The 16,499-nt window shown below is 45.8% G+C and carries 10 protein-coding genes and 1 pseudogene; 10 read left to right on the forward strand and 1 reads right to left on the reverse strand.

Features of this window, described 5'->3' with window-relative positions; genetic code table 11:
• The first annotated feature begins 129 nt into the window (after positions 1–129).
• The 7 genes and pseudogenes from NDI42_RS20770 (at position 130) to NDI42_RS20800 (ending at position 12,263) form a co-directional block, all read left to right on the forward strand.
• Positions 130–1,518 (forward strand): cytochrome P450, encoded by a 1,389-nt coding sequence (locus NDI42_RS20770; RefSeq protein WP_348231465.1) that lies wholly within the window; start codon positions 130–132, stop codon positions 1,516–1,518.
• Between the two features lie 54 nt (positions 1,519–1,572).
• Positions 1,573–7,704 (forward strand): non-ribosomal peptide synthetase, encoded by a 6,132-nt coding sequence (locus NDI42_RS20775; RefSeq protein ID WP_190450731.1) that lies wholly within the window; start codon positions 1,573–1,575, stop codon positions 7,702–7,704.
• A gap of 170 nt (positions 7,705–7,874) precedes the next feature.
• Positions 7,875–8,226, forward strand: a pseudogene (locus NDI42_RS20780) (transposase); the annotation flags it as partial.
• Between the two features lie 63 nt (positions 8,227–8,289).
• A complete protein-coding gene (locus NDI42_RS20785; protein WP_199310909.1) occupies positions 8,290–9,462 on the forward strand; it encodes an MFS transporter in 1,173 nt (390 codons plus the stop codon).
• A 102-nt stretch (positions 9,463–9,564) separates the two neighbouring features.
• Positions 9,565–10,326, forward strand: coding sequence for a thioesterase II family protein (locus NDI42_RS20790; protein ID WP_190450733.1), 762 nt, complete (start codon positions 9,565–9,567; stop codon positions 10,324–10,326).
• Complete coding sequence (locus NDI42_RS20795) at positions 10,323–10,886, forward strand: 4'-phosphopantetheinyl transferase family protein (protein WP_190450735.1); 564 nt, start codon at positions 10,323–10,325, stop codon at positions 10,884–10,886. The genes NDI42_RS20790 and NDI42_RS20795 overlap by 4 nt, the downstream gene beginning before the upstream one ends.
• A gap of 432 nt (positions 10,887–11,318) precedes the next feature.
• Entirely contained in the window at positions 11,319–12,263 is a 945-nt protein-coding gene (locus NDI42_RS20800; RefSeq protein WP_190450737.1) for an NAD(P)-dependent alcohol dehydrogenase, read from the forward strand.
• 333 nt (positions 12,264–12,596) lie between these two features.
• Here the strand turns inward: NDI42_RS20800 and NDI42_RS20805 are convergent, their stop codons facing one another.
• Positions 12,597–13,568: a PEP-CTERM sorting domain-containing protein gene (locus NDI42_RS20805; protein WP_190450739.1), complete on the reverse strand. Its 972-nt coding sequence runs from the start codon at positions 13,566–13,568 to the stop codon at positions 12,597–12,599.
• Positions 13,569–14,331: 763 nt separating this feature from the next.
• Here NDI42_RS20805 and NDI42_RS20810 point away from each other — a divergent pair.
• The 3 genes from NDI42_RS20810 (at position 14,332) to NDI42_RS20820 (ending at position 16,334) form a co-directional block, all read left to right on the forward strand.
• Positions 14,332–14,922: a TetR/AcrR family transcriptional regulator gene (locus NDI42_RS20810; protein ID WP_190450740.1), complete on the forward strand. Its 591-nt coding sequence runs from the start codon at positions 14,332–14,334 to the stop codon at positions 14,920–14,922.
• Positions 14,923–14,991: 69 nt separating this feature from the next.
• On the forward strand, positions 14,992–15,948 hold the full coding sequence (locus NDI42_RS20815; protein ID WP_190450742.1) for an aromatic ring-hydroxylating oxygenase subunit alpha: 957 nt from the start codon (positions 14,992–14,994) through the stop codon (positions 15,946–15,948).
• 212 nt (positions 15,949–16,160) lie between these two features.
• Positions 16,161–16,334, forward strand: a complete 174-nt coding sequence (locus NDI42_RS20820) for a hypothetical protein (protein ID WP_190450745.1) — start codon at positions 16,161–16,163, stop codon at positions 16,332–16,334.
• Positions 16,335–16,499: the final 165 nt, after the last annotated feature.

The raw sequence follows: 16,499 nt of genomic DNA on the forward strand, positions 1-16,499 counted from the left end.
ACCAGTCAAACGGCATAATCTCTTGTTGCATCATTGGCGGGCTAAAAACTTCTGTTGGTCTAGATGGCTCGGAAAAACTGAATGCTTCACAGCTTAACTTCAACCTTCTAACCATTCCTTAAGCGTAAGATGATGAAATTACCTGATGGTCCTAAGACTCACCCCTTACTACAGTTACTACTGTGGATGATTGACACACTCGGATATATGGAGGGTGCAGATCAACGCTATGGTGATATCTTCACAGCACGGCTCGGCTCAAAATCGAAACCAATAATTTATGTTAGTAATCCAGAGGCAATTCAACAGATATTAAACGGTGAGTCAAAGCAGTTTGATAATCCTGGTAACCAGCTTTTTAAGCCGATTTTAGGGGAAAACTCGCTGATCGTACTCACTGGCGATAGTCACCGTCGTCATCGCCAGCTAATTATGCCTTCATTTCATGGATCGCGCCTGAAAGCCTATGGGGAACTAATCTGTAACATTACTGAGCAAGTGTTTAGCCAGTTAACTCCTGGGGAGGCTTTTTCAGCTCGTTCTGCTACAGAAAATATCTCAGGGCAAGTCATCCTAAACAGCGTGTTTGGCATCAGTAAAGGAGAGCGTTTACAAAAGCTCGATCAACTCATTAGTTCAGTGCTTGAATTTGCTAAGTATCCCTTAGCTTCTAGCCTGTTCTTTTTACCCTTCTTGAGAAAGGATTTAGGTCGATGGAGTCCGTGGGGATATGTTTGTTACCTGATACGGCAAATTGACGAACTCCTATACGCTGAAATTCAGGAACGTCGCCAGCAATATGACCCGGAGCGTACCGACATCCTCAATTTACTCATGTCTGCTCGTGATGAAGCAGGTGAGCCAATGACCGATGAAGAATTACGCGATGAGTTAATTACGCTGGTGTTTGGTGGCAAAGATGGCCTTGCATCGGCAATGGCTTGGTCGTTGTACTGGGTTCATCATCTGCCTGATGTCGCTGAAAAGCTGCTCCAAGAACTCGATTCCCTCGGCCCATCACCAGATCCGTTAAGCATTGTCCGACTGCCCTATCTAAGTGCGGTTTGCAAAGAAATTTTGCGGATCAGTCCAGTTGAGATACAGGCTCAACCACGGGTTGTGGTATCACCGGCTGAGTTCATGGGATATGAGTTGCCACCAGGTACAGTATTGATGCCCTCAATTTATCTCCTTCACCGACGCGAGGATTTATACCCAGAGCCTCAGCAGTTTAAGCCTGAGCGGTTTCTAGAAAAGCAATTCTCTTATTACGAGTATCTGCCCTTTGGTGGCGGTAGTCGTCGCTGTATTGGAGCCGCGTTTGCTGAGTTTGCAATCAAGCTGGTATTGGTAACAACCCTATCACGCTATCAGCTAAGACTGGCTGGGAACCGACCCGTGCGACCCGTTCTCAGTGGTTTAAACCTCGTACCTAGTGATGGCGTGAAGATGGTGTTTTTAGGGTTACGGGCGAACGTCGGTTTCAAAGGGGAACCCTCGCTATCTGAATGTGCCTAACTGCAAGCGATTGTAGCTAATGCTCAGCAATTTTGAATGATTTAGGGAGGCAGAATGAATCCGAAAAGCTTGGAATGGCAGATTTTTGCAGTGGTTGCCAAAATCACGGGACATGGAGTGGAAGATTTAGAGCGAGATATGTTCCTAGAGGCTGACCTGGGCTTCGACTCCATTAAGATGGTGGAACTGCTCAACGCTCTGATGCAACTGATTCCAGAGGAACAGCAAGCAGAATTTATGCAAGCAGTGCCTTTGCAAACTTTGATGCAGTTGCAGACTGTAGGAGAGGTGGTTCGAGCCGTTGAAAATTGGTTACTTCCCCAAAAACAAGAATTTAAAACGTCCCCAACTAGTTCATTGCAACAATCTGAAGGAACGTCCACCCAACTGGAACAAAAGCGGAGAGACAATTGGAAATCAGTTAGTAGCCTGGAACAGCAGATCTTTGCAGTGGTTGCCAAGATCACGGGACATGGAGTGGAAGACTTAGAACGAGATATGTTCTTGGAGGGTGACTTAGGCTTCGACTCGATCAAAATGGTGGAACTCCTGAACGGTCTGATGCAACTAATTCCAGAGGAACAGCAAGCAAGATTTATGCAAGCAGTGCCGTTGCAAAATTTGATGCAATTGCAGACTGTGGGAGAAGTTGCTCAAACAGTTGAAAACTGGTTAATTCCCCAAGCCAAAGAAGTGACAGTCTCCTTAAGCAAATTGTCACCGCAGCCTGAGAAGATATCTAGCCAAGTGGAAGCGGAAGTTGAAATTCTCCATGCCCAAAATATCTTCCTTGCAGCTCACTGGGCTGTATCTTCCTGTAGTTTGTGTTCTACGTTACGTTTGAATGGGCCTTTTGCTCCTGACGTTGTCCAGCAGAGTTGGAAAGACCTGATTTTACGTCACCCGATGCTAAGGGCACACTTTTCTATACCTACAGGTGCAACCAGTTTTAGGGATTACCGACTGGTCGTACTCGCCAATCCAACTCCCCCAGAGATTTCCATAACCGATTTAAGGCATTGCGATCGCGATACTCAAGAGCAGATCATAACAGAGGAAGTAAACCGATGCATCAATGCCAAATGGTCACTAGAGCAATGGCCTTTGCATCGATTTTTCGTATTTCGTCTTGAAGATTCAGTCTATGAACTCTTTTTTACTAACCATCACTTAATATCTGATGGTTTGAGCAATCAAATAGTGTTACGCGAATTCATGGAGATTTATGGTGCGAAACTCAGTAACACTGAGCCTAATTTGCCTCCACTAACTCCAGTGAAAGATTACCTTAAATTTGTCCAGGCAATTAATAGTTGGCAGGAACCGCAGGCGGAGCAGTCACTGCAAAACTATTTAAGCAAGCAGGGCAAGGACAAATTCTTCTGGAATCCGAAAGAAGATACCATCACTGCGACTCATTCCAATACCCGTTCCTTACGCTATCGATTAGGTCGCGATGTCACAACCCATTTGATTGCCTGCACCCGCGATTGGCGATTACCTCTGACTTCTCTGCTAGTAGGAGCGTATCTACGGGCTATTGAAAAGTTTGGAGAATTACCTAGCTCCGTTATCCTTAATATTCCAACCAGTGGTCGTATCTATCCTGGCGTGGATGTCTCCGATGCTGTTGGCTGTTTTGCTCAGAACGTAGCGCTTAGTTTCAATTCTCCAAGCTCTGGTGAAGACTGGGAAACGCTACTGCATGAAGTTCACCGCGAAATCCTAGCCGCATTAGTTGCCAATTACGACAGCGCTCAAACCCGCCGGATGGGTACTTCACTCCAAGAAAAGGTCATGTTGGACGATGGAAAAATTCCTAACACTACTGCTAGCTTAATCAGAGCTGGTGTGAAATCTAATCTGTTCCTTTCCAATATTGGTCAAACCCATCTTGAAGCCCAGTATGGTTTTGTGAGGGTACTCGATTATCGGGCCGCTACTGTAACCAATATTGGCAGTTTAGACACCTTGGTGGAAATATTTAATGATTGTTTGTACTTAAACACTAATTATGATAGCAGTTTCTTCACAGAGTCCTTCGTAGATGCCTTATGTAGACAGTTTATTGCACAGATAGAGAAATTAGCCTCGCTGAAAATTCAGCCCCAACAAGCTACCCAATCATTCCAAGAGTCAAGAGAGGATAGGTTCATTGAGTCCCAAATCCGACAGATAACTGAGGAAATCTGCCATGAGCGCATTACTCCCGCTGATATGGACAGAGATTTGGAAGCAGACTTGGGCATAGATTCTCTGAGTCATATCCGTCTAGTTACCCGACTCCAAAGTCTTCTCAAAGAAGTAGATCGCGAGACCTTAATGAACTGTAGAACGCTACGGGAAATGGTCTGTGTACTTAGCAAAAAACAGTCGCTTCCGGCTTTAGAAAGCCAACCCGTTGCTGAAGACAAAAAGTTTCTAGAAATTCCTTATCTACAGATTGTAGAGCAAGCCCGACGCACCCCTGACGCCGTGGCTGTTCTTGATGAGACGACTCAACTCAGCTACCAAGAGTTGCACCGTCTTTCCAACCAGGTTGCCAATTATTTGAGGAGTCAGGGAGTGGGGGCTGGTGACCTCGTGGGCATCATGATGCGACGCGGATCCCTAATGTTGGTAGCAATTCTCGGTATCCTTAAGGCTGGGGGAGCTTACGTTCCCTTAGATCCCTCCTATCCGGCAGAACGAATTCGATACATGCTCGAACATGCCGAAATCGGGATTTTGCTGAGTGAGCACTCGTTGACCTCCAAATTAGCAGAATCCCTGACTCGGCAGTTACCGTTGCATACTCTGATGTTCTTGGACGAGGGGGAATACTTTGATAATGGTCAAACATTGACGCAAGTAGATAGAAACACTTGGTCAAGTTGGTCGGATAGGGAGCCAATCTGGGTCAATACCCCAGACGATCTGATGACAGTGTTATACACCTCTGGCTCCACGGGTCGTCCTAAAGGGGTCATGCTCAATCACCGAGGCTACATGAACCGCTTACAGTGGATGCAGGATGCCTTCCAACTCCGTTCCGGCGATCGCATAGCCCAGAAAACGTCTTGCTGTTTTGACATATCGGTATGGGAACTATTCTGGCCGTTGATGGTGGGAGCCACGGTTTGTCCTATAGAAACGGAAACAGTGAAAAATCCCTGGCGGTTTGCACAGTGGATGAAGGACACCCAGATCAACATTGCCCATTTTGTCCCTTCCTTGTTTGGAGAATTTCTCAGTGCATTGGAAGCCGAATCGTGGACTTTCCCCGACCTTCGCTGGTTAATCTTTAGTGGTGAGGCTTTACCCGGACCTTTCATTCAACGTTGGATTGACAAGTACGGCATGAAGGTTGGGCTTGCTAATCTGTACGGCCCCACCGAAGCGTCCATAGATGTAACCGCCCATATCATTCGTCAACGTCCTGGTGAGCAGGGAGAGAACTGTATTCCTATCGGCAAACCCATTGACAATGTCTATATCGTCATCCTGGACGAACAAATGCAGCCGATGGCACCAGGACAATTGGGAGAACTTTGGATTGGAGGCGTACAACTAGCTAAGGGTTACCTCAAAGATCCACAACGCACATCAGAGGCATTTCGCGCCAATCCCTTCCCCCACATTCCAGGAGAACACTTATACCGAACTGGGGATTTAGCCAAGGAATTACCAGACGGAAGTTTTGAATACCATGGACGCATCGACCACCAAGTCAAGATACGGGGTTTCCGTATCGAACTGGGAGAAATAGAGAGTGTGCTCAATAGCCACCCAACAGTTCACGAAGCGGCTGTTTTGGCTGTAGATTATGGTAACGGGCAGAAAAGGTTGGTAGCTTGGTTAGCGGGTCGTCAGGTAGACAATAAACAAATCAAGGAACACCTTGCTCACCGATTGCCGAATTACATGATTCCCCACCGCTTGGAATGGTTACCAAGCCTACCCAAGACCCATAATGGTAAGCTCGATCGCAAAGCTCTCCAAGATCTATTGAGTGATGGGCACTCGACACCGGACAAGCGCGAGATTGATGGATCTGATGAATACCTGCCTTTAGGGCCTGCTCAACGCTGGCTGATGAAATACTTTGAGCCTCCGTATCAATGGACTGGGTACACGCGTTTTCGTTACCTCCAACCCTTGGATACGGATGCTTTCAACAAGGCGCTTAACCTAGTAGTGGAGAGCCATTCTGCCCTGCGTACCGTATTTGTCCTACGCGATGGACAATGGTGTCAACAATTAATCCGTCCAGAAAAACCGCTAACTACAGAAGTCTACGACGGTAGTCATCTGGAAGCTGAACAACGCGATCGCGAAATCCGCAACCTGATCGAGCAAATCGGTCAACAAATCAGAATCGACGAGTGGCCCTTGCTGAAGGTAATTGTTGTCAAGGTTCATGAATCATGCTACGACATTGCCATAATCGGGCATCATATAATCGGCGATTTGCTGAGTTACACTGCGGTTTTCAATCAATTCTGGTTGGTCTATAACCAGATTTTTTGTAACCCAAGCGAGAGCCCAGAAGGTAAGCTTCCTAAACCTTCTTATACAGACTACGTGCGCCTGCTTCTGGAAGAAGAAAAACGGGGAGCCTTGACCAGCCATGTTGATTATTGGAAATCTCAGTTTCCCTCTCAGGACTATACCTTTCAGGTTCCCTGTGATCATGAAAAGGGAGCTAACGTGGAGGCTTCTGCCGCCAGCGAACAATTTACTCTCAAAAGAAGCGATAGCGACACGCTGTTACGTCGAGCCAAACAGCACTACGGGTGTAACTTGTACGCGCTTTTACTGGCACCCCTATACCGACTGATGGGCGAGTGGAGCGAACGGCATAGAGTAGTACTCAGCCATCGCAGCCACGGTCGGAACCTGGGCAACAACCAAACGTTTATGGAAAGCGTCGGTAATTTCGCTGTCAATTTCCCTGTTGGGATAAAGGTAAGGCACGATGAACAGTGGAAGCAAACCGTCAAGCAAATTGCGGAAGCCTTTGACGCGCTGCCGATGAATGGTATCACGTTTGATTGGATAGCCGACCAATTGCCGGGTTACATTTATCCCGATAACAATCTAACGCCGATAAGAGCCAATTACCTAGGTAACCGTACTGTTCCATCTTCTAAATTGTTCGAGTTTATAGAGGCAGACCGTGATCGTCGATTATCCCCTCCCGAACAGAAACGCACAACTCTGTTAGAGTTCTTCTTTTCCATCATTGATGGAACCTTACAGTTAGAAATTGAATACTCACGCAATTTCCATCTTCCTGCAACTATCCGCAAGCTGGGCGAGCGCTACTTAGAGCTGATGCAGGAGATGCTGGCGGCTATCTTCGAGGCCAATACTCCATCATCAATCAGCCTGATTAGCATGAGTAACGGTCACCCACCTCGACGCGAGACTTATCCTAATGCCCTTCGCAATCTTCCGCTAGCTGGTAAAGTCGCCATTGTTACAGGCGGCGGACGGGGTATTGGTCGGGCGATAGCGCTCAAGCTGGCTGAACAGGGAGCTCACGTTGCAGTAGTGGCGCGTTCTTCCGCTCAACTCGAAGAAACTACGGCACAAATTCGGGAAATAGGCGGAGAAACAATAGCTATTCCTACTGACATCAGTGACCTGGATCGGGTCAAGGGCATGGTAGAAAGCGTAGTCAGCCAATTTGGAGGTCTTGATATTCTGGTCAACAATGCTGGAATTACAGGATTTGCAGCATTAGCTAATTCCGACCCTGCACAGTGGCGGCATATTGTTGAGGTGAATCTTTTTGGCACCTATTATTGCTGCCGCAGCGTTATTCCTCATCTCAGTCAACGCGGACAAGGAAAGATCGTCAATTTGGGTTCAGATTCCTCCTTGATTGGCTATCCCTTATTTAGTGCCTATGCTGCTTCAAAGCATGCGATATCGGGTTTAACTAAATCCCTAGCCGAGGAACTGAAACAGCAAAACATTCAGGTTAATGCGGTATGTCCTGCCTTTGTAAACACCGATCTGACTCCCAAAGCTTACCGACAGGAATCTATTCCGGTGGAACAAATTGCTGAGGTGGTTTTGTTCCTTGCTTCACCCCAATCGAACAGCATCACAGGAGAATGCTTGAAGGTATTTGGCAAACAGGACATGTTTTTTTACGGCTCGAAGAACATGTTAGATCCTTTCAAGAATAAACAGTAATGGCAGACGACAAAAGCCCAAACTGATCGCTTAAGCTGCCAACGCCCTACGGTTAATTTACTTTAGCTTAAGTCATCGGCAAAGCAGGTATCTCACCCAAGACTTAAGCTATGGCTGGAAGGAGAGAGGATAAGGGTTTCATGCGTTCAAGTCAGGACGGCAACTGTCTACGAGTCAATATGATTGCAGCACTGTGTAACCAGCAACTGGTGGCTCCTTTTACAGTCGAAGGTTTTTGCAACCGAAGCGTATTCGAGATTTGGTTGGAAACCTGCTTGATTCCTCGGCTGCGATCGGGGTAAGTAGTGGTCATGGATAATGCCACGTTTCATAAAGGCGGACGAATTGAGCAACTGATTCAGGACGCAGGCTCTCTCATTGCTGTACTAACCTACTTATTCACTAGACCTCAACAAGATTGAGCGATGCTGGTCCTAGCTCAAAAGTCGGTAAGCCAAGCAACTTGACCAGTTTGAGTGTCTCCGCGATGCGATGGAGTATGTCCTGCACCTAGTGTCCTAACCGCCCTGGCGGTTGCTATAACTCATAACTTTTGAATATATAGGTTACAAATTGAAAAAAACAATGCAGCAATCTTCTTCTACAAAAACGGGTTCTCTGTTCTCCACTCGGTTACTTGCCTTATACATCATCTCTTTTTCGGCTGGCGCATCCTTAGGAATTTTTAATCCTCTAATATCAACATTCATGGAGCAACGGCAGATTGATGAGGTATGGATAGGAGCAAATTCCACGGTCTATTTTCTGACCATCGCCCTTAGTACGCCATTGGTGGAGAAACTATTACGCCAAACTGGAATTCACCGCATCATGATGTTTGGTTTGTTGCTTACAAGTTTTAGCGCTCCTCTGTTTCCAATGACCGCGCAATTACCGTTCTGGTTTGTCATTCGCATAGTAATGGGCTTCGGGGTCTGTTGTTTCCTGGTCAGTGGGCAAACAGCATTGAATAATTTTTCTCATGAAAGCAACCGAGCAAGCGTTAGTGGGATATATTTTCTCGCTCTTGGCATGGGATTTGTTATTGGTCCAGTCATCGGTTCCCGGATTTACGCAATTTCTCCACAACTTGCATTTATTGTGGGAGGCGGAGTGCTTTTGTGTGGACTAGCTTTTGCTTGGCGCGACCTGCCCAGAAAACTTATTGTTTCTACACCGTCGCCTACTTCATCTTCAAAGATTTTAAATAAGCTTACATTGCCTATTTTTGGGGTATTTTCCTATGGCTTTGCTGAGGCTACCTTAATCACTTTATATCCCGTGTTCCTACTACGCCAGAACTACAGTGTGCAACAAATGGGTTATACCTTCTCTGTATTCGTAGTTGGAAGTATACTTAGTACTGTTCCCGTTACTCAACTAGCAGACCGCTCCGGGAAGGTCAGAATACTTTTCATTAGCGTGTGTATTGGATTGTTGGCTAGCTTGGGACTGATTTGGGTAGAGACATACGAGATTGTCCTGTTCGTTTCCTTCTTGGCTGGAGCCAGTATTGGTCCAATTTATCCCCTGTGTCTGTCTTTAATTGGAGAGCAACTTTCTGAGGAGGAATTGCCCTCTGGAACTGCCTTATTTACTACTACATACAGCTTCGGTTGTGCTGCTGGACCTATCTTATCTTCCATAATGATGGAAACTTTTGGCGGTCGCCACTTATTCAGCTTGTGCATTCCACTTTATGCAATGTTATTACTACGTATTGGGTTACAACATCGAAATTTACGACGGTTTCAATAGAATAATAGTTTAATGATTCTCACAGTCTAGTTTTGAACCGCAACCCAGAATTTCTATCCTCTACTCGTAGATTTGGTCATTGACAGACAGCGATTTTCTCTCATGTCCACATTAATCTTTTCTCCCTGGCTTGCTTGCCCCAAGCCCAATCCTCAGGCTCACCTACGTCTATTCTGCTTCCCCTATGCGGGGGGTGGTGCCTCGACATTTCGCACATGGACGGATGACTTGCCAGCAGATATCGAGGTCTGCCCTGTTCAGCTTCCTGGTAGGGAAAACCGACTGGGGGAACAACCATTTACCCAACTGTTGCCCCTCGTTGAGACGTTGGCATCAGCCCTCCGACCCTCTCTGAACATACCGTTTGCATTCTTCGGTCATAGTATGGGTGCCTTGATTAGCTTTGAACTAGCCCGTCAACTCCGCAGACAGGGCGCTCCCGAACCCGTTCACTTGTTTGTTTCTAGCCGCCCTGCTCCCCAACTACCCGATTTAGAACCCATCCATCAATTGCCTGAAGCCGCCTTTGTTGCAGAACTATGTAGTCGTTACAATGGTCTACCGGAGGTATTGCTGCACAATACTGAGCTGATAAAGCTTTTTCTGCCGCTTCTGCGAACAGACTTTGCAATTTTTGAAACATATATTTACACAACTGAGGCTTCACTCGACTGTCCTATCTCTGCCTTCGGTGGCTTGCAGGATAGTACGGTTAGCCAGGAAGATCTCTTAGCTTGGCGTCACCAGACTTGTAAGTCTTTCACACTGCAAATGTTTAACGGCGACCACTTCTTCCTGCAAGATGCCCGAACCCTCCTGTTACAGACTGTAGGTCAAGAGCTAATGCAGCAGATGAGCCTATGAAGACTTTTAATATGTTGTGGTTCTCTCCATCCGCTAACTTTGTACTATCCAAAGATGAAGTCTATGTCTGGCGTGCTTCTCCCAACCAACCCACATTGCTTGTTCAGCAGCTAGCACAAACGCTCTCTGTTAACGGGCAGGTAAAAGCCGACCGTTTCTGTTTGTATGCGGTTACGTGCGATCGCGAGATTGGCATCGACCTCGAACACATCCGCCCCATTTCTGACACCGAGCAGATCGCACAACGCTTCTTTTCGGATCGAGAGTATGCTGTATTGTGTACGCTCCCTCAAAGCCAAAAGCAAGCAGCATTTTTTAATTGTTGGACTCGCAAAGAAGCATACATCAAGGCAATGGGGCGACGTTTTTCGCTCCCTCTAAACCAATTTGAGGTTTCCTTGACACCGGGAGAGCCAGCAGCATTATTGGGTACTCTAGGAGAGCCACAAGAAGCTTCCCGTTGGTCGTTTCGAGAGCTAACTCCTGACCCTGAGTATGTGGCAGCTCTTGCAGTAGAGGGCAATGGCTGGCAACTTCAGTGTTTTCAGTGGTCAAGCTAGCCAAGCATAGCCTACGGCAAAGCTATCGCCTACGGAGAAACGCCTTTGTATAGTAATGGAGAAATTCTGGTCGCTACAACTACAGTTCGGCTACTTTGCCCCTGGTGACAGCGATGTTCAAACTACCCTATCCCGTGAAAAGTCAGCTTGCAAAATTGGGATGCTCCCGTCCCGAAGCCACATGAGTACTGCCAAATGGAATGTACTTGATCTGGATAAGCAGAAGCCAAAAAATATCCCATTTTGACGAAAGATTAGCTCTGGAAAATGGGTTGTGGAGTTCATAAACTTATGATTGAACTTTGATACGAAAAACACTAGAACTTAGATGAAGATAAGCTTTGTTAAGTTGGTTAGCCAGTCCGAATCCAACTTTTGATTAAAGCCTTTATCGAACCAATCCAGATGATAACAAATATAATCAGAAATTCTATGAAAGCTGTCATAAGTAATGGGTATGGATCTGCTTGTGTCCTCCAATACACTTCGGTTGAAAAGCCTATCCCCAAAACCAACCAACTGCTAGTCAAAATTTATGCCACCAGCGTCAATCCTATAGATTGGAAAATCCGAAAAGGTTTGCTCAAGTTATTTACGGGTAGTAAATTCCCGATGATCTTGGGGTTTGACATTTCAGGAGAAGTGGTAGCAGTAGGTAACTCTGTTACGCAATTCCAACCTGGAGAGCAAATCTACGCATACCTCGATTCTTTTCCTGGCGGAGCTTACGCTGAGTATGCAGTAGTTTCTGAACAGGCAGCTTGTCTCAAACCTAGCAACATGACCCATACTCAAGCGGCGGCTGTGCCTCTAGCCGCCCTAACTGCTCTGCAAGCATTACGAGATGGGGGCAAAATTCAGCAGGGATATAATGTCCTAATAAACGGTAGTTCAGGTGGAGTGGGTAGCTTTGCCGTTCAAATTGCTAAGGCACTCTCAGCTGAAGTGACGGCTGTATGCAGTACCAAGAATATCGAATTGGTAAAATCGCTGGGAGCTGACCGCATCATCAATTATAAAATACAAGACTTCACGCAGGATAAGGCTAAGTACGACATCGTTTTCAATACAGTAGCCAATCAATCCTTTTCTCAATGCAAAAGAATTTTGAAACCTAATGGGATTTACCTCACCACTTTGCCCACCGCCGAAAGCTTTGTGCAAAGTTTCCTTACTTCTGTTATGCCAGGTAAAAAGGCAAAACTCATCATGGTCAAACCCAGTGGCAAGGATTTGGCTTACCTAAAGGAACTGATTGAAGTCGATAAGATTCGGTCGGTTATCGAGCAAACTTATCCTCTATCAGAAGTAGCCAAGGCTCATTCAATCAGCGAACAAGGGCACGTAGTTGGCAAGCTTGCAATCAGTGTGCCCTAGTTAATGGCGACTAGGTAATGGTGAAAGGAAGTCCTTTGAGGGGGTTTGAGTATCATCCGAACAGAAAGTTACGCTAAGCTCTCAGCTCCAGGTGTACCAATTGAACCTGTTGAAAATTAGAAGCTTCAAGCCTTTGAAAATTCGTAACCAATTACCGTGCCAAATAACTTAGAGTCCAATTGGTACGCTGAGTATACTGAATAATTCCATCTCCTAGGCGGTGAGTTACTCAAACTCACCGCCTAGGAGACTTTTTTACCACGTTTGGGTTTACTGCGATCGCTGCTTAAGTCAGTGCCATTCAACCCTAGTTTTACCCCAATTGGTATAAGTTTACGCCCCCCGCTTGTTCTTCTGTTTTTTCAAGTGAGAAACTGCACCCAAAGCTCCAAGCATCAGTATCCCCAATGCTGAAGTAGGTTCGGGTACTGTTGCAGAGGGTACCGCTCGAAGAGAACCCACGAATTGAAAATTTAATATACCGAACCCGTTTCCGATAGTAAAAGTACCTTCCTCAACTGCGGTGTCCTCAACGACGATCTGGGCTGCGCCACCAGCCGTAGAAATATCTTGTAAGAGAGCGTTAGCCAAAGCATCTGCAAATGGATCTAGCCCAGCCACCTTTGTTGCCGTAACTGGGTCAGTAAAAGCAGCATCAATATCATCAGAAAGTGATGTTGTAGCACCGTAATCGAGAACTGCGTAAATATCGGAATACCCAAAACTAACTATTTTAGTTGTGCTAAACGTGAGGAATATTTCAACATCATCGGGATTCGCTGCATAAATTCTTTCCTCAATGGTTGAATCCGGACTAGCGAACCAATCCTGACCGAGAATGTCATCACCCAAATTCCAGGTTGCGGTAAAGTCACGATCACTTCTTTGACCAAAGCCGAAGCCAAGACTACTGAATGAAATTCCATTATTTGTCAGGAAGCTGTTCAACGTAGGGAAGCCAGCAATTTCACTCACGCTTGATGTTCTGGTAGCACCGCTTGGAGGAACTTCAGGACTTCCCTGCCGACCAGTATTATAATAAGGAGCACCATCGCCTCTCGAATTCAAGCTGATATCTGTATGACCAAAGTCTGGGGCAGAGGGATCTAGATTGAAGAAAGCTGTAAATCCCTGATTCTCGGAAGGCTCTCCCAAAAGGTTAAGACTGTACTCAGAGTCAATGGGTCGTGATGAAATATTTTGCAATTGGTCGAAGTTGAAGGTTGCTGCTTGAGCAGATAGAGGTGCGCCTACTGCGACAGTAGTAGTTAGCCCAAGCAGTATTGAAAGGTAGTAATTATGCATAGTGAATGGTCTAAAAAAGTTCCAAAAATTGTGCCGTCATCATCGCACCATATTCAGAGTATCCGTGGTATTCCGGCAACCAGGGAAGCTAAACTATCAACCAGGGAGGCTAAACCATTGCTGCCAATGTGGAGAATAATTTTCCGCTAAATAATTTATAGAGAATGGTTGCTTCCAAAAAACTTTGGCTGGATGAACCGGAGGTCAAAGGCTTTTTTGCCTGGATAACGGTAGTCGTGCTAACAACCTTATGAACTTGAGTAATATCTCAAATACCATTGCTATAAATCATTACTTAATTTTTGCAATACCCCTTTTGGTCTGGTAAGGTCGATAGCAGAATCACTTCTACTCACCTCCTATTCGGAGCCGTGCCTGAGAGTTTCCAGCTCACACGGCTACTGTGTACCGCTCCTTTGCCAGTGTTAGTAATTAGGAAGTTTCTAGATAACGAATCGTCTTTGCTAAACATAATAATGAGTCTAAAGGAGATAAAACCCAGTTGCAATAGACAATCTTTCGGAAAAATTGGGCATTTTTTCGGTCTTGCCCTGTATAACTTTCGGCGCTGGTCTTCTAAAGGGTGGTTTATAAGATGAGCCTCCGATCGAAAGCCTTTGTAACTTGTAATATGGGTTAGCTAAATATTTGCTACAAATAACCCCTCAACAATAGATTGCCACTTGGTTAAAGAAGTTATCTACTGCCAAGCTTTCATAAAAATGCTCTTGACAACAAAATCTACCTAATTTAAGGTAGGTATATGGTTAAAAAAAGTAACCAATCCTCGTCTAGAGAAGTTGTGCTTGACACTGCCGAGCAGTTATTTATGGCTCGCGGATATACAGCAGTGACGCTCAAGCATATAGCTGATCATCTTGGGATGAAACAAGCCTCCCTGTACTATCACTTTCCACAAGGAAAGGAGGAACTTTATGTGGAGGTCATATTGCGTCATCTGGAACGACGACGTGTTCGCTTAAAGCAATTGCTAGCAGAGGCTCCGCCAGAATTGGAAGGGCGTTTACAGCAAATTGGTACTTGGCTGATTCAGCAACCACCTTTAAATGGAAGTCGGATGATTTTAACAGACTTGCCAGAGTTATCACCTGAAAGCTCGGCTCGGCTTGAAGTAGCCATGTATCACTGCATCTTCGCCCCCTTGGAGGCGTTATTTGTTGAGCACCGAGACCAGTTGCATCCTGCTTTGCAGTCTGATCCAGGGCTGATTGGAGGCACATTTCTGTCTGCGATTGAAGCCCTTTACACCGTTAAGCGATATGGAAGCAAAACAGATGAAGCATTAGTAGCAGACTTAATCACATTACTGTTGGAAGGGGCATTGAAGCCTTAATTTTTTTGAAGTCAAACCTACCTAAATTTAGGTAGCTAAACAATTACATTTTTAAGGAAAAGACTGACTATGTTTGAAATGCTGCCAAATTTTTGGACTCCTGTATTGCCTGTTAGCGAAGTGGGTCAGAACCCGATATCTGTCACGTTGGCAGGGGAAAACCTGGTGTTGTTTCGCTCACAAGGAGGTGAGATTCGAGCATTACGCGATCGCTGCTCCCATCGCAGTGCAGCCCTTTCTTTAGGACGTGTAACTGCAAATGGTTGTCTCGAATGCCCTTATCATGGTTGGCAATTTAATGGTGATGGAGCTTGTGTTCAGGTTCCTTTTAACGATGCTAACAAGATTAATTTGTCTGGTTTGGCTGTCAGCAGTTTTCCCTGTCAAGTCATTGCCGGCTGTGTTTGGATTTTTACAGGGGAAGGGGAACCTACTGCCCCAAAAATCCCTGACAGTTTGAAATTACCGGAAACGGCCTATTACATTCACCAAGAGGTCTGGAATACTCACTGGACAAGAGTGGTTGAGGCTAACTTAGATTTTGTTCATCTGCCCTTTGTGCATCGTGAATCCTTTGGTCAAATAGCCCAACAGGCTCTGGAGGCAGGTGCTATTTTCAACCTTAAAGTTGAAGATGCTGATGATCGCATTGAAGTGTTTACACCCTATGGGAGTGTACCGTCTACCTTCTCTTTAGAGTGGTTTCAACCCAATTTAGTCGTAGTTAAGTTTGATGATATGGGCTTCCCTGTAAAGCGACAACATTTCTTTGCTGTGCCGATCAATGAGCATCAAACCCAATGCACAATGATTCTTCAAATGGCAGAAGGAATGGATGCTCAAACTCAGCAATTTGCAGCCCAAGAATTCATTAAACCTGCGTTAGAAGACCGAGTAGTTATTGAATCTCAATTGGGTGCAGTTCCAGTGATGACTGAAGAATGCCATGTCCCTACGGATAAACCTGCTCTACTGTTTCGCCGGTGGTATGAGCAAACCATCGCCCGCCAACCTGTACTCCGGTAACTACGTTTCTCGACCGGCGATCTCATTGGTGTCTGATACTTTTTTACATCGTCATAAACTCTTTTCCCGACTCTAACGTACTTTTGCCATCCCTCCTGCGACTTTTCCATGAGGTCTTATTGCTTCAAAGGCATAAGTCATCCCGCAGATCGCACAGATCGTACTTTGTAAGCTTCACTTCTACTTTGCAGCGTTGCTCTTGAAAAGATCAGATGAGCTCACTCTCAGCTCAATTTCGCAATCCTTTTATAGTGTGTGCCGTGCATCCCACGGGAGCAGATAGCGATCGCTGTCTCGGTTTCCAACTCCCTACCGAGCGCCCTCTTGATTTCCAACTCCTTGCTGAATCGGAAGAACTGCGGACACCAGAGGGAACAAACTATTAGTTACAAATTCAAGGAAAGGATTTTACTTGATAACGGTGATAACAGCGCAGGCATAAGCAAAAATCATCTATTGCGCCCGAAACCCTGATTCTCTCGTGAGGCGGATGGAGCGGGATTGATAAGCTCTGTTGAATCCGGCAATCCGAAATTTTTAAAACAACGCTA

The sequence above is a fragment of the Funiculus sociatus GB2-C1 genome (assembly GCF_039962115.1).
Lineage (GTDB): Bacteria > Cyanobacteriota > Cyanobacteriia > Cyanobacteriales > FACHB-T130 > Funiculus > Funiculus sociatus.